This is a genomic window from Pantoea hericii, from assembly GCF_014155795.1.
In the GTDB taxonomy this organism is placed as follows: Bacteria; Pseudomonadota; Gammaproteobacteria; order Enterobacterales; family Enterobacteriaceae; genus Pantoea; species Pantoea eucalypti.
Genome location: NZ_SCKV01000003.1, coordinates 33,129 through 46,883, shown reverse-complemented (window position 1 = coordinate 46,883; position 13,755 = coordinate 33,129). Strand labels below are relative to the sequence as shown.

Here is a 13,755-nt window from a genome sequence, read left to right as displayed (position 1 = left end):
CCTCTTTGGCACGTCCCTGGCGTCGCCCTGTTTTCGCAGCACATTAACGCTGCTGCACTTCATCGAATAACACTCACGACACATCGAAACTGGAGACACCATGAATATTACGCATGCGTATGCTGCTCAGGATGCAAAATCCAAACTGGCACCGTTCGATTTTAAGCCGCGTGAGCTGCGCGCCCATGACGTTCAGCTTGAAGTGCTGTTCTGTGGCGTTTGCCACTCAGACCTGCACCAGGCCCGTAATGAGTGGAAAAACACCATTTTCCCTGTGGTTCCGGGTCATGAAATTGTCGGTCGCGTGACCGCTGTTGGCCCGCAGACGCAGAAATATAAAGTCGGCGATCTGGTCGGCGTCGGCTGTATGGTCGATTCATGCCGCAGCTGTCCGAGCTGTCAGCAGGGTCTGGAGCAGTATTGTGAAAACGGCTTTGTCGGCACCTATAACGGCGAAGATCGTGAAACCGGCGCCATTACCTACGGCGGTTACTCAACGTCGATGGTGGTTGATGAGAGCTTTGTGCTGCGCATTCCGGAGAACCTGGAGCTGGCGGGCGTTGCACCGCTGCTGTGTGCCGGTATCACCACCTACTCACCGCTGCGTCACTGGAATGTCGGTCCTGGCAAGAAAGTGGGTATCGTCGGTTTAGGCGGCCTGGGTCATATGGGCGTGAAAATTGCCCATGCAATGGGCGCACATGTGGTGCTGTTCACCACCTCGCCGTCCAAAATTGAAGATGGCAAACGTCTGGGTGCCGATGAAGTGGTGATTTCTAAAGATCCAGAGCAGATGGCGCAGCACGCGAACAGCTTTGACTTCATTCTGAACACCGTGGCTGCTCAGCACGATCTCAACCCGTTCATCACCCTGCTGAAACTGGACGGCAACATGACGCTGGTCGGTGCACCGGAGCACGATCACCCGGCACCACAGGTGTTTAACCTGATCTTCAAGCGTCGCAGCATCGCCGGTTCACTGATTGGCGGCATCGCAGAAACCCAGGAGATGCTCGATTTCTGTGGTGAGCATGGCATTACGTCAGACATTGAACTGATCGCGATGGATCAGATTAACGAAGCCTATGAGCGCATGCTGAAAAGCGATGTGAAATACCGCTTTGTTATCGACATCAATACCCTGCGCGAGCAGCCTGCCGCGTAACCCGTCAGATCTGACACCCTCTTGCTCGGGTAAGAGGGTTTTTTTATTGCCGTTTATCGGGCAGCCGCAACCTGCTGGAATGAAGCATCGACCAGATAGTAAATCTGCGAATCTTTCAGCGAGCCGTCCAGAAACAGCGTGCTCCAGTGTGACTTGTTCAGATGCTCACTGGGAATGATGTCGCTATGCTCTTCGCGCAGTAATTCGGCCAGCGCAGGCGTCGATTTCAGCGAAACGGCTGGCCGCCCTTTTGCCTCATGCACCATTGCAAACAGCACACCGTTGCTTTTAATCTGCGTTGCCTTCCAGTCACTGTGGACGCTCTGCTCCGCGCCCGGCTTGCTCATGCAGTAGGTCAATAAATCTGAGTTATTCATTACGACTCCCCTTGTAACGTAGCGACAATCCGCCTGGCACCGCCCTCAATGCGATGCTCGCCCAGCCAGATACCCTGCCAGGTGCCCAGCACCAGACGCCCCCGCTGAACCGGCAATAACAGCGAAACGCCTACAATCGATGATTTGATATGCGCCGGCATATCGTCACGCCCTTCGTAGTCATGCTGATAAGGTGCGTTCTCCGGCACATGCCGCATGAAATGCTGCTCCATGTCGCTGCGCACCGTCGGATCACAATTCTCATTTAAGGTTAACGACGCCGAGGTGTGCTGTAACAGCAGATGCAGCAGACCGGTTTTGATATCACGCAGTCCGGAGAGCGAGTTGACGATCTCATCGGTGACCAGATGAAATCCACGCGGCTTCGCGCTCAGCGTAATAGTTTGTTGATGCCACATAGCGTATTCCTGAAACGGTTATCCCGTTTAAGTGTGCAGCATGACGCCGAAAGGTAAACCCTGACCCATAAAAAAACCGCCAGAGCGAACCCTGACGGTTTTATTTACAGCCAGACAGCCATTACATCACGGCGGCAAAGGCTTCAGCGACCTGATGCACGTTTTTGCTGTTCAGACCGGCCACACACATGCGGCCGCTGCCCACCAGATAGATGCCAAACTCGTTACGCAGACGATCGACCTGTTGCGCACTCAGGCCGGTATAGCTGAACATGCCACGCTGTTTCAGCAGGTAGTCAAAGTTTTTACCTGGCAGCGCGGTACTCAGCACATCCACCAGCGACTGACGCATCGCGAGAATACGCAGACGCATCGCTTCCACTTCAGCCAGCCAGCTGGCTTTCAGTGCCTCATCATTGAGAACGCGCGCAACCACCTGCGCACCAAAGTTAGGCGGGCTGGAGTAGTTGCGGCGAACGGTGGCTTTCAACTGGCCCAGTACGCGCGCTGACTCTTCGGCGCTGTCACAGACGATGGAGAGACCGCCTACGCGCTCGCCATAGAGCGAAAAGATTTTGGAGAAGGAGTTACTTACCAGCGCAGGCAGACCCGCCGCCGCGACCGCACGCAGTGCATAAGCGTCCTGCTGCATACCGGCACCAAAGCCCTGATAGGCGATATCAAGGAAAGGAATCAGCTGCTGTGCTTTCAGCACCTCAACGGTCTGATCCCACTGCGCATCAGTCAGGTCAGCGCCGGTCGGGTTATGGCAGCAGGGATGCAGCAGCACGATGCTCTGCGCAGGCAAGGTTTTCAGCGTGCTGATGAAGGCATCAAATCGCACACCGTGGGTCTCTGCGTCATACCAGGGATAGGTATTGACCTCAAAACCTGCGCCATTAAAGATCGCGATGTGGTTTTCCCAGGTCGGATCGCTGACCCAGACTGCAGATTGCGGGAAGTAGCGCCTCAGGAAATCCGCACCCACTTTCAGCGCGCCAGAACCACCTAGCGTCTGAATCGATGCAATCCGGCCCGCGTTTAACAGCGGATGATCGGCACCAAACAGCAGTGGTGCAATCGCACTGCGGTAACTGTTCAGCCCTTCCATCGGCAGATAGAGGGAAGCCTGATGCGGCTCAGCATAGATCTGCTCTTCGGCAGCGGCGACGGCCTTCAGCTGCGGGATGATATTCTGTTCGTCGTAATAGAGCCCGATACTCAGGTTAACTTTGTGTTCGCGTGGATCTTGTTTGAACGCTTCCATCAACGACAGAATCGGATCGCCAGCATAGGCATCAACGTTTTGAAACACGGTGTAGGTCTCCATGATTGGTCCAGAAGTCAGAGGCGGATTAAACCCGATAGCGTCCCGGACGATGGTTCATTGCAATTATCAGATTCAGGATCACCGCGCCCGCAATAGACGCAAGCAGGATGGGGCCGCTCACCACAAACAGTGAGGCCAGCACGACGCAGGTATCAACCGCCATTTGCAGTTTACCCGCGCGGATCCCAAAGCGATCCTGTAGCCACAGGGCCAGAATATTGATGCCGCCCAGGCTCGCCTTATGACGAAATAACACTATAAACCCGATTCCCATGATGACGTTACCGAACAGTGTCGCATAGAAGGGGTTAAGGTCAGAAAAGTGGACGAACAGCGGGTGCAGCTGGGTAAACAGCGATACCAGTCCGACGGCACAGAACGTTTTAAGGGTAAATTCCCAGCCCATGCGTTTTACCGCCAGCCAGTAAAAAGGGATGTTGATCAGGAAGAACGCGCTGCCAAACGAAAGCGGCGAGAGATAACTGATCAGAAAGGCGATGCCTGCGGTGCTGCCGGTCAGCGCGCCCGCCTGTTTCAGCATAATGACGCCGAACGAGACCATCAGGGTGCCGAGCACCATCGCCAGCGCATCTTCAATGCGCGAATGTGGGACGCGGGAGGGTTCTGCGATGTTATCCATGGAGGTTTTCTCAGTGCAAAAGATGCCGTTTCTATGCAAAAAACACACCAGCGTCACAACCCTTAACGGCTGTAAACGAAGTGCCCGCGATATCCTGTTGATATCTAAGGCGCTTTATAACGGAAACGTGTGCACAAATTCTGGCCTGCACCATCAACCTATGCATTAAAGTCCGTTAACATGCGCGTTACTTGCATTTATTGCCGCAAGTGTGCACCAAAACCGCACATCACGCACCTTTTTAGCGCGTCTTCTCTCCGGGGATCATCATCAGCCCGTTCTCTTTCATTCGTCCCAGTACTACCGAGGTTTTCACATGGGAAACACTCTGGTGGCCCGCGACTAACTGGCTGATTAGTGCACTGAGAGAATTGAGATCGGCCACTGCCACTTTAAGCAGATAGTCAGCGTCGCCGGTCGTTTTGTAAGCATCCACGATCGCCTGCTCCTGCTCCACCATGCGGTGAAAGCTCTCGACATATTCTGCGGTGTGGTTAATTAAGCGCACCTCGATTAATCCCACCATGCCAAGTCCGATCGCATCGGGCGACAGCCGGGCGTGATAACCCAGGATGAGATTAGCCTGTTCCAGATTGATACGGCGGCGGGAACATTGTGAGGCGGAAAGGCCGACCAGATCGCTGAGTTCCTGATTGGTCAGACGGCCGTTAGTTTGTAATAAAGTGAGGATTTTAAGGTCGTAATCGTCTACGTGAGTCATTCCGTTTCCACATCGGTCCGGGCGTCGCTTTATTACAGATAACCCGATTACCCGAGAGGTTGTCCAACACTATTTTCTGATGATGGGTGCTGTCATGCACAGATCGTGCATGACAGCACAAACCGGCGATTATTCGTCGTCGTATTGCGGGCCCGCGTAGTTATCAAAGCGCGACCACTGACCGTTAAAGGTCAGGCGCACCGTACCGATGGGACCATTACGCTGTTTACCCAGAATGATCTCGGCGATCCCTTTGAGATCGCTGTTTTCGTGGTAAACCTCATCGCGGTAGATAAACATGATCAAATCCGCATCCTGCTCGATCGAGCCCGATTCACGCAGATCCGAGTTGACCGGACGCTTGTCAGCACGCTGTTCCAGTGAGCGGTTGAGCTGCGACAGCGCCACCACCGGTACATTCAGCTCTTTGGCCAGTGCTTTCAGCGAGCGGGAGATCTCCGCAATTTCCAGCGTACGGTTGTCCGACAGCGCCGGCACACGCATCAGCTGTAAGTAGTCGATCATGATCATGCTTAAGCCACCGTTTTCACGGTAGATGCGCCGGGCGCGCGAACGCACTTCGGTAGGCGTCAGGCCAGAAGAGTCATCAATGTACATGTTCTTCTTCTCCAGCAGGATGCCCATGGTGCCGGAGATTCGCGCCCAGTCCTCATCATCCAGCTGTCCGGTTCGGATGCGGGTCTGATCGACGCGAGAGAGCGAGGCCAGCATACGCATCATGATCTGCTCGCTGGGCATCTCCAGACTGAATATCAGCACCGGCTTTTCCTGCAGCATGGCGGCGTTTTCGCACAGGTTCATCGCAAAGGTGGTTTTACCCATCGACGGACGTGCGGCGACAATAATCAGGTCAGAGCCCTGCAGGCCTGCGGTCTTTTTATTCAGATCCTGATAGCCGGTATCGACGCCGGTGACACCATCGTGCGGCGTCTGATAGAGCGATTCGATACGGGAGACGGTCGATTCCAGAATCTGCTCAATGTTTTTCGGGCCAGCATCTTTATCCGCACGCGCTTCCGCAATTTTAAAGACGTTCGACTCGGCAAAATCGAGCAGCTCTTCGCTGTTACGTCCCTGCGGATCGTAACCGGCATCGGCAATCTGGTTGGCGACGGAGATCATCTCACGCACCACCGCACGTTCACGCACGATGTCAGCATACGCGCCAATGTTTGCCGCGCTCGGGGTGTTTTTCGCCAGTTCAGCCAGATAGGCGAATCCGCCCGCCATCTCCAGTTCACCACGGGTTTCCAGCGATTCGGAGAGCGTAATCAGGTCTATGGGTTTGCTGTTTTCCAGCAGCCGCTGCATCTCGGAAAAAATCAGCCGATGCGAGCGGTTGTAAAAGTCATTCGCGACGACGCGCTCAGAGACGTTATCCCAGCGCTCGTTATCCAGCATTAACCCACCGAGCACCGACTGCTCCGCTTCCAGAGAATGCGGGGGCATTTTCACGCCTGCGAGCTGGCGATCCTGCGTTTCGTTCGATTTGTTGGTGGGTTTATTTCCTGCCATAGTGAATGCATTACCGATCTTCTGTGGGGACGCGCAAGTATACCTTAGTTGGGGTGCGTGCCTCACCCTCATGATGAAACAATCACAGGAGTCAGAATGGCAAAGCGTATTCAGTTCAGCGCACATGGCGGTCCGGACGTTTTAGCGTGGACGGATTTTGAACCTGCTGACCCCGCTGAACATGAAGTGCAAGTTGAAAATCGCGCTATCGGGATTAATTACATCGATACTTATGTTCGCAGCGGGCTCTATCCGGTTGCCGATTTTCCCTCAGGCCTGGGGACAGAAGCCGCGGGCGTGGTGTCGCGCGTAGGCCATGGTGTGACCCTGTTTAAACCCGGCGATCGCGTGGTCTACTGCATGGCGGCTATGGGTGCTTACAGTGACGTGCACAACGTGGCGGAAGATCGCCTGATGCATCTTCCGGAAGCCATCAGCTTTGAGCAGGGCGCAGCCAGCTTTCTGAAAGGACTCACCACGCAATATCTGTTGCGCCAGACCTATAAAATCAGCGCCGGTGAGACCTTCCTGTTTCATGCTGCCGCCGGCGGCGTCGGATTAATCGCCTGTCAGTGGGCAAAAGCGCTGGGCGCGCATTTGATCGGCACCGTGGGTTCAGCGGAAAAAGCCACCATGGCGAAAAATGCCGGCGCCTGGGCGACCATTAATTACCGCGAAGAGAACATTGCACAGCGCGTCAGCGAGCTGACTGAAGGGAAAAAAGTGGCCGTGGTGTATGACTCCGTGGGTAAAGATACCTGGGAGGCGTCGCTGGACTCGCTGCGCCGTCATGGCCTGATGGTCAGTTTTGGTAACGCATCGGGGCCGGTAACCGGCGTTGATCTCAGTATTCTGAATAAAAAAGGCTCACTGTTTGTGACACGCCCTTCACTCTTTGGCTATGTCACCAACCGTCAGGAGCTGGAAATCGCCAGCGCCGAACTGTTCTCTCTGCTGGCGAGTGGCGCAATTAAAGTGGATGTGCCGGAACAGCAGAAGTTTGCGCTGAAAGAGGCCAGCAAAGCGCACCAGTTGCTGGAGAGCCGCGCCACGCAGGGATCCTGTCTGTTAATCCCGTAATTGCAGGCAACAAAAAGGGCTTCCCATGGGAAGCCCTCTTCTGTTTTTTATTTTTTGTTCGCGCTGGTGTAGGGACAGCGGCGATGAATTCATGTCGAGTCGATGGCACATCGATTTGACCTCAGGCATCCTGCCAGAAAACATAAGTAAAAAGTATGGTTAATTGCAGTTCAGCGCTGAGCAATCTCTCACAGTGTGATCATCACCGCATTTAGCGCCAGCCTTTACGGTCCAGCCTGTCGATTTTACGTCTCAGCTTACGACGCGCTCGCGCATCGCTGTCGCCAAAAAAGGCCCGATGCAGCCATACAGCGATCACCGCCAGCACCAGCCACGGCAATACTTTGATCACGAGTGCGAACAGTCCACCGACAAACATCACGATGGTTGCGACAACCAGTGCCGCCAGCACACCAATCAGCGAAACACCGGTCAGCAACAGCATCAGGAAAAACCCTAATACGAATAATATTTCCACGTCAGCGCTCCTTTTTTGAAATCGATTGTTATCGCTATTACAAGAAGCGTGCCAACCATTAACTCATTGATTTTTATATAATAAAAATCAAAAGCCGCATGACGCTTTGGCGAAAAAAACCATAAAGTGGCGTAAAAAAAACCAGCCCTGATGGCTGGTTTTTCAGGACGGGATTGCAGATCAGGCTTCCTGCGGGATCTTATCCGCTACCAGCGCCAGCGCGGCTTCCAGCACACGGACATCAGCACCCGGTTTGTGGGCGTTTTCACTCAGGTGGCGTCGCCATTGACGGGCGCCGGGAATGCCCTGGAACAGTCCCAGCATATGGCGCGTGACGTGCCCCAGATAGGTGCCCTTCGCCAGTTCCGCTTCAATGTAGGGGTACATGGCGCGCACCACGTCCACCGGGTTAGCCGCCGGATGCTGACGACCAAACAACGTCTGATCGACCTGCGCCAGAATGCCGGGGTTTTGATAGGCTTCACGTCCCATCATCACACCATCGAGGTGTTGCAGATGAGTCTGTGCCTCTTCCAGCGTTTTCACGCCGCCATTCAGCGCGATCGTCAGATGCGGAAAATCGCGTTTCAGCTGATAGACGCGTGGATAATCCAGCGGGGGAATTTCGCGGTTCTCTTTAGGGCTGAGGCCAGAGAGCCAGGCTTTGCGCGCATGAATGATAAATGTCTCGCACTCGCCGCGTCCCGCCACCGTGCCGATGAAATCAGTCAGGAATTCATAGCTATCCAGCTCATCAATCCCGATGCGGGTTTTCACCGTGACCGGAATGGAGACCACGTCGCGCATCGCTTTAATGGCATCCGCAACCAGATTCGCTTCGGCCATCAGGCAGGCACCGAAACGACCATTTTGTACGCGATCGGAGGGACAGCCGACATTGAGGTTCACTTCATCGTAGCCACGCTGCTCTGCCAGCTTCGCGCACTGCGCCAGCGCCGCCGGATCGCTTCCACCGAGCTGCAATGCGACCGGATGTTCCGCCTCACTGTAAGCCAGGTAATCCCCTTTGCCATGAATGATCGCGCCTGTGGTCACCATTTCGGTGTAGAGCAGCGTATCGCCGGTCAGCTGACGATGAAAATAGCGACAGTGACGATCGGTCCAGTCGAGCATAGGGGCAATAGAGAAGCGTTGCGAAGAGAAATTAGACATGAAGCGCAGGCAATCCGGTAATTAAAGATGATGGAATTCTGTGCAAGGATAACACAAGGGCGGGCGATAGTGCATCGCCCGACCCCGACAGCCTGAATAACGCGGTTAGAAGTTAAAGCCGAGCTGCATCATCGCGCCCCAGGTGTTGTTAGCACCCACTGAGCCAGCCAGATCCAGATGGACGGCTTTGTTAAACGGTGACACACCAAAACCTGCTGTGGCGACATTCTCGTCGTGAGAACGCATGTCCGCACGATAACCGCCACGCAGCTGCAGCCAGTCAAATACGCGGTATTCCGCGCCCACCGCCGCATACTGGCTGTTATCCTGGCTTTTGAAGCGTTTGGTTTCAGTCAGATCCACATCGCCCGTCACGGTAAACGGACCTTTATCCCAGGAGAGACCGGTGGTGACCAGCGGGCGAATCTGGTAGGTGTCGCGGTAACCATTCACTTCTTTGGTCTGCAGATCGCGTGAAACCAGGTTCTGTCCGGTCACGCCCAGCGTCCAGTTTTCAGCAAAGGTGGTCGCCAGACCGGCATCAACGTTAAAGCCGGTGTCGGTGCTGCGATACTTACTATTGTTGATGTCGTTCTTGTCGTAGTTGTAGATGCTGGCGGTATAGTTATAGAGCCAGGTTTTCTGCACTTTTGGCGTCACACCAACAGATACTGGCTGACCGGCGATGGTGAACTCATGCGCCACCGCGACACCGTAATCGGTGGTCAGTGCCGCCAGGCCATTGGCGCTGGAGCGCAGGTTATTTTGATCGCCAGGACGTGGGAACCGCGTACCGTCAGCAACACCGCGCAGATAGTCGATATCACCCTGTACGACATTGGCGCGGACGTGCGCGGTTCCGTAGGCTTTGGTGATAAAGGCGAAAGGCAGGGTCTCATTGGGGATGGTCACGGCCACGGCCGCACCCGCACTGCCATCCGCTTTGTTGCCACGCAAATCGCTGAGTTTGTTAGCGACATCGCCGGAGGCGGCGCGTAATTCAGGGTAGCCGCGGAAGAAATCCGCTGGCGTAAAGTTATTCAGCACTGTGCGGTAACGATCCACGGTGTCCGAAATATCATCAACTTTATCAAGCAGCTTATCTTTGTCAGTAACCTGAATACCCGCTGAAGGAACAATAATGCTGACGTTATCGTCGGGTTTAGCACGCGTCATCAATGCCGGGTTCGCCAGCACTGCGGAACCATAAAGAGAAGATGCTACGCCGGTGCCACCCATGGCGTCATTACGTGCATCGTACCAGGTCCCTGCCGCCATGGCGGAAGAAGAAAGGAAAAGCGCGGTCACTACAGCGGAGTACTTCAGCGCTGAACGTTGAGCGGATTTTTTCACCATTTGCCTGCCATCACCTGAGAAATTGTCATTGAAACATTCAACGACTGAATAGTTTGTTAGCCCTATTGTGAACCCTGGCTAACGCGTTATTGCTGTGAATTCAAAGGAAACAGTGTCTTAATTCAAAGGATTGGACGTTTTCCAATCAAAAAACCGTTGTAATAGTTCAGACTGCATCGGTGCATTTCAAACAATGCCAGACTTTTCTTAAGTCTTTCTGAACATTACTTCTTAACTCAGTGAGATGCAAAGCAAAATGCCAACAAATTCCGCTTCAGACGGTTGCAGAATGGATCTGAATTATCGTCATATTTGAGATAAAAAGCGGGCTGAATTCTAAATATGCTGCTTTATCAGGCGAATAATGCTGTTTTATCAGACAAAAACCAACCTCAGCACCGCGAAACTATGTGTGATAAAATAACATCACTTATCCAGCGGAGAATTTTCATGACCAACATGACGTCGCAGCAAATTTTGATTCAGGCCGAAAAAATGTGCCTGCAGCGCGGTGTGCGTCTGACTTCGCAGCGTGCTGAGGTTTTGCGCCTGATGGCGGAACAGCCGGGCTCTATCAGCGCCTACGACCTGCTGGATCAACTTCGCGTCAGCGAACCACAGGCTAAGCCGCCCACGGTCTATCGGGCGCTGGACTTTCTGCTGGAACAGGGTTTCATTCATCGGGTGGAATCCAACAATAGCTACGTCATGTGTCACCACTTTGAAGCACCGGCACATACGTCAGTCATGCTGGTCTGTGACCGTTGTGCAGCCGTTACTGAGAAACAGGCACAGGGCGTAGAAAAGATTATCGCGACACTGGCGGGTGAAGCGCAGTTTGCATTACGCCACAGCGTGATTGAAGCACATGGTTTATGTGAAAGTTGTGCCGTCGTTGAAGCCTGCACGCACCATGAGAGTTGCGATCATAATCATCAGGATGAGGGTAAAAAGCGGGGAAAACGCGGCTGACGGGCACATCCTTGTGCGGTTCCGTCCCTGTACTGTTCCGGTGCAGGCGCGCCGGAACGATTTTAGCGGGCTATCGGGGAATGCGCTGATTACCAGCGGTAATCTTTATTGGTGCCTTCCCAGTCTGCTACTTCGCGCTCTGCTTCATCTTTTGCATAGCCGTAGCGTTCCTGGATTTTACCGACCAGCTGATCGCGTTTACCTTCGATAACCTGCATATCATCGTCGGTCAGCTTGCCCCATTTCTCTTTCATTTTGCCTTTGAACTGCTTCCAGTTGCCGCTCGCTTCATCTTTGTTCATGGCAGACCTCCAATCCTCGGGTTAAATAATTATCTTGCTGTTTAACAAAATAACGATACAAAGCGCGGGTTAACTTCGCTTGTTATAGTTAATTGTAGTAGTAAATTTCAAAAATGCAGAATAATACAGAATAATCCGTATCCTCCCGAGTCAGCGCTGCTGGATCACGCCTCAAACCAGCTGTTCTGACGCCAGTGCTTACGCCAGATGAGCCACAGTGACAGGCCGCGCAGCGCCAGGAATACCGTCACCGCCAGCCAGAGACCGTGGTTGCCCAGCAACGGTACGCTGATAAGCGTCAGAAAGTAGCCAGCCGCCGCCACGACCATGCTGTTACGCATCTCGCGTCCACGTGTCGCCCCGATGAACATTCCATCCAGCAGATAACACCAGACGCCGATCAGCGGCATGATTATCTGCCAGACCAGATAGCGGTCAGCTGTCTGCTGCAGTGACTCAAGAGAGGTCAGCAGGGTAACAATCTGCGGGCCAAAAATGGCATAAACCAGCGAGAAGAAGAGCGCGACTACCACCGCCTGCCGACAGGCTGAGTGCCAGACGTGCTGCAATTTACTGCCATCTTTTGCGCCATGCGCTTCGCCGGCAAAAGCTTCAACCGCGTAGGCAAAACCATCCAGCGCGTAGGCAGTAAAGGTAATGAACATCAGTAATACCGCGTTAACCGCCACCACGTCCGGACCCAGCCGCGCACCCAGCACGGTCAGCGAGGCGAAACAGAGCTGCAGCATCAGAGAGCGCAACATGATATCCCGGTTCAGTCGCAGCAGTCGGCCGCTGTCACCGCGCCAGCTCTGCTTCAGCAGATTAAACGTAATACCGCGCAGCTTTAACACCCGCCAGACCATGATGCCGCCGACGCCCAGCGTGATGTACTCCGCCAGCGCCGTGGCGGTTGCTGCTCCCGCGACACCCCAGTGCAGCCCCATCACCAGCCAGAGATCGAGCACGATGTTCACCAGATTGCCCACTATCAGCAGGATTACCGGCGCCCGCGCATACTGAACGCCCAACAGCCAGCCCAGGATGACCAGGTTTGCCAGCGTGGCAGGTGCACTGAGCCAGCGAATCTGAATAAACAGCGCCGCCTGTTCCAGTACATCAGGATTGCCACCTACCAGATGGGTCGCCAGCTGAATAATCGGATAACGCAATGCGATGAACAGCACGCCGGCCAGCAGCGCAATGATCAGCGGCTGCGTCAGCGCGCGTGCCAGAGCGGTTTTATCGCCCGCACCAAACGCCTGCGCCGTCAGGCCAGTGGTACTCATTCGAAGGAAAAGCAGCAGCATAAAGAGGAAGCTGGTCACTGTGGTCCCGACCGCAACCCCGCCAAGATAGACAGGGCTGTCGAGATGACCAATAACTGCAGTATCGACCACGCCCAGTAAGGGAACGGTGATATTTGAAAGGATCATCGGCAGCGCAAGCCGCCAGAGATTTTTATCCGTTGCCGTGATAAAGCGCATTCGCCGTTCCGTGCTCAGTGTCGCTGCAGCAAAGCAGGCAACAAAATTAGGGCAGACAGAATAGCATCAGAAAAGGCGAATGCACGCAGGCCTCAGAATCAAAGCCACTCGCCGTTACGCACCACGCCAACCGCAAGACCTTCAATGGTCAGTGACTGCGCACGGGTGTCGACCACGATAGGGTCAAAATCGCTGTTTTCAGGCAGAAGATGCACGATAGCACCCTGCTTTTTCCAGCGTTTAACGGTGACTTCATCATCAATGCGTGCAACGACAACCTGACCGTTGCGCACATCCTGGGTTTTATGTACCGCGAGCAGGTCGCCGTCCATAATCCCGATATCTTTCATCGACATTCCGCTGACGCGCAGCAGGAAGTCGGCAGAAGGCTTGAACAGGCCCGGATCCACTTTGTAGTGGGTTTCGATATGTTCCTGCGCCATGATCGGCTCACCGGCAGCAACCCGGCCAATCAGCGGTAGTCCTTCTGAAACTTCTTCTTCCATTAACAGACGAATGCCGCGTGATGCACCCGAAACGATCTCAATAACGCCTTTACGCGCCAGCGCTTTCAGATGCTCTTCAGCCGCATTTGGCGAACGGAAGCCCAGTTGCGCGGCGATCTCTGCACGCGTAGGCGGCATGCCCGTTGAAGATATATGGTCGCGAATCAGGTCATAGACCTGCTGCTGCCTGCTGGTTAATGCTTTCATCCCGCC

General features: G+C 54.2%; 15 protein-coding genes. 3 read left to right on the top strand and 12 right to left on the bottom strand.

Annotated features, from left to right (window positions below; translation table 11 throughout):
• The first annotated feature begins 100 nt into the window (after positions 1–100).
• Positions 101–1,165: an NAD(P)-dependent alcohol dehydrogenase gene (locus tag H7K52_RS07300; RefSeq protein WP_003855747.1), complete on the top strand. Its 1,065-nt coding sequence runs from the start codon at positions 101–103 to the stop codon at positions 1,163–1,165.
• Between the two features lie 53 nt (positions 1,166–1,218).
• Here the strand turns inward: H7K52_RS07300 and H7K52_RS07295 are convergent, their stop codons facing one another.
• The 6 genes from H7K52_RS07295 to dnaB all read right to left on the bottom strand — a co-directional run bounded on the left by H7K52_RS07295 (position 1,219) and on the right by dnaB (position 6,188).
• Entirely contained in the window at positions 1,219–1,542 is a 324-nt protein-coding gene (locus tag H7K52_RS07295; RefSeq protein WP_003855748.1) for an MmcQ/YjbR family DNA-binding protein, read from the bottom strand.
• On the bottom strand, positions 1,542–1,961 hold the full coding sequence (locus H7K52_RS07290) for a secondary thiamine-phosphate synthase enzyme YjbQ (protein ID WP_003855749.1): 420 nt from the start codon (positions 1,959–1,961) through the stop codon (positions 1,542–1,544). The genes H7K52_RS07295 and H7K52_RS07290 overlap by 1 nt, the downstream gene beginning before the upstream one ends.
• 121 nt (positions 1,962–2,082) lie before the next feature.
• Complete coding sequence (locus H7K52_RS07285) at positions 2,083–3,276, bottom strand: amino acid aminotransferase (RefSeq protein ID WP_182629976.1); 1,194 nt, start codon at positions 3,274–3,276, stop codon at positions 2,083–2,085.
• Positions 3,277–3,316: 40 nt separating this feature from the next.
• Positions 3,317–3,931 (bottom strand): YitT family protein, encoded by a 615-nt coding sequence (locus H7K52_RS07280; RefSeq protein ID WP_003855751.1) that lies wholly within the window; start codon positions 3,929–3,931, stop codon positions 3,317–3,319.
• Positions 3,932–4,172: 241 nt separating this feature from the next.
• Positions 4,173–4,652 carry an Lrp/AsnC family transcriptional regulator gene (locus tag H7K52_RS07275; protein ID WP_008926607.1) on the bottom strand — a complete coding sequence of 160 codons (480 nt, stop codon included), beginning with the start codon at positions 4,650–4,652 and terminating at the stop codon, positions 4,173–4,175.
• Between the two features lie 129 nt (positions 4,653–4,781).
• A complete protein-coding gene (gene dnaB / locus H7K52_RS07270) occupies positions 4,782–6,188 on the bottom strand; it encodes a replicative DNA helicase (protein ID WP_003855755.1) in 1,407 nt (468 codons plus the stop codon).
• Between the two features lie 96 nt (positions 6,189–6,284).
• On the opposite strand from dnaB, the gene H7K52_RS07265 reads away from it, so the two are divergent.
• Positions 6,285–7,268 (top strand): quinone oxidoreductase, encoded by a 984-nt coding sequence (locus H7K52_RS07265; RefSeq protein WP_003855757.1) that lies wholly within the window; start codon positions 6,285–6,287, stop codon positions 7,266–7,268.
• A 211-nt stretch (positions 7,269–7,479) separates the two neighbouring features.
• Here the strand turns inward: H7K52_RS07265 and pspG are convergent, their stop codons facing one another.
• From pspG to H7K52_RS07250, 3 genes are all read right to left on the bottom strand, one after another.
• Positions 7,480–7,746 carry an envelope stress response protein PspG gene (gene pspG, locus H7K52_RS07260; protein WP_003855759.1) on the bottom strand — a complete coding sequence of 89 codons (267 nt, stop codon included), beginning with the start codon at positions 7,744–7,746 and terminating at the stop codon, positions 7,480–7,482.
• Between the two features lie 180 nt (positions 7,747–7,926).
• A complete protein-coding gene (gene dusA / locus H7K52_RS07255; RefSeq protein WP_003855761.1) occupies positions 7,927–8,919 on the bottom strand; it encodes a tRNA dihydrouridine(20/20a) synthase DusA in 993 nt (330 codons plus the stop codon).
• 105 nt (positions 8,920–9,024) lie between these two features.
• Positions 9,025–10,275 carry a conjugal transfer protein TraF gene (locus H7K52_RS07250; RefSeq protein ID WP_039660677.1) on the bottom strand — a complete coding sequence of 417 codons (1,251 nt, stop codon included), beginning with the start codon at positions 10,273–10,275 and terminating at the stop codon, positions 9,025–9,027.
• 450 nt (positions 10,276–10,725) lie between these two features.
• Between H7K52_RS07250 and zur the strand changes: the two genes are divergently transcribed.
• Positions 10,726–11,247 (top strand): zinc uptake transcriptional repressor Zur, encoded by a 522-nt coding sequence (gene zur / locus H7K52_RS07245; RefSeq protein ID WP_033763401.1) that lies wholly within the window; start codon positions 10,726–10,728, stop codon positions 11,245–11,247.
• 89 nt (positions 11,248–11,336) lie between these two features.
• Here the strand turns inward: zur and H7K52_RS07240 are convergent, their stop codons facing one another.
• The 3 genes from H7K52_RS07240 to lexA form a co-directional block, all read right to left on the bottom strand.
• A complete protein-coding gene (locus H7K52_RS07240) occupies positions 11,337–11,549 on the bottom strand; it encodes a CsbD family protein (protein ID WP_003855774.1) in 213 nt (70 codons plus the stop codon).
• Between the two features lie 164 nt (positions 11,550–11,713).
• A complete protein-coding gene (gene dinF / locus H7K52_RS07235) occupies positions 11,714–13,036 on the bottom strand; it encodes an MATE family efflux transporter DinF (RefSeq protein ID WP_182629881.1) in 1,323 nt (440 codons plus the stop codon).
• Positions 13,037–13,134: 98 nt separating this feature from the next.
• Positions 13,135–13,749, bottom strand: coding sequence for a transcriptional repressor LexA (gene lexA / locus H7K52_RS07230; RefSeq protein WP_003855777.1), 615 nt, complete (start codon positions 13,747–13,749; stop codon positions 13,135–13,137).
• Positions 13,750–13,755 lie beyond the last annotated feature (6 nt).

Bases quoted from the DNA above. Each gene is read 5' to 3' on its own strand.
- H7K52_RS07300 (WP_003855747.1), top strand. From the start codon at position 101: ATGAATATTACGCATGCGTATGCTGCTCAGGATGCAAAATCCAAACTG.
- H7K52_RS07295 (WP_003855748.1), bottom strand. From the start codon at position 1,542: ATGAATAACTCAGATTTATTGACCTACTGCATGAGCAAGCCGGGCGCG.
- H7K52_RS07290 (WP_003855749.1), bottom strand. From the start codon at position 1,961: ATGTGGCATCAACAAACTATTACGCTGAGCGCGAAGCCGCGTGGATTT.
- H7K52_RS07280 (WP_003855751.1), bottom strand. From the start codon at position 3,931: ATGGATAACATCGCAGAACCCTCCCGCGTCCCACATTCGCGCATTGAA.
- H7K52_RS07275 (WP_008926607.1), bottom strand. From the start codon at position 4,652: ATGACTCACGTAGACGATTACGACCTTAAAATCCTCACTTTATTACAA.
- dnaB (WP_003855755.1), bottom strand. From the start codon at position 6,188: ATGGCAGGAAATAAACCCACCAACAAATCGAACGAAACGCAGGATCGC.
- H7K52_RS07265 (WP_003855757.1), top strand. From the start codon at position 6,285: ATGGCAAAGCGTATTCAGTTCAGCGCACATGGCGGTCCGGACGTTTTA.
- dusA (WP_003855761.1), bottom strand. From the start codon at position 8,919: ATGTCTAATTTCTCTTCGCAACGCTTCTCTATTGCCCCTATGCTCGAC.
- H7K52_RS07250 (WP_039660677.1), bottom strand. From the start codon at position 10,275: ATGGTGAAAAAATCCGCTCAACGTTCAGCGCTGAAGTACTCCGCTGTA.
- zur (WP_033763401.1), top strand. From the start codon at position 10,726: ATGACCAACATGACGTCGCAGCAAATTTTGATTCAGGCCGAAAAAATG.
- H7K52_RS07240 (WP_003855774.1), bottom strand. From the start codon at position 11,549: ATGAACAAAGATGAAGCGAGCGGCAACTGGAAGCAGTTCAAAGGCAAA.
- dinF (WP_182629881.1), bottom strand. From the start codon at position 13,036: ATGCGCTTTATCACGGCAACGGATAAAAATCTCTGGCGGCTTGCGCTG.
- lexA (WP_003855777.1), bottom strand. From the start codon at position 13,749: ATGAAAGCATTAACCAGCAGGCAGCAGCAGGTCTATGACCTGATTCGC.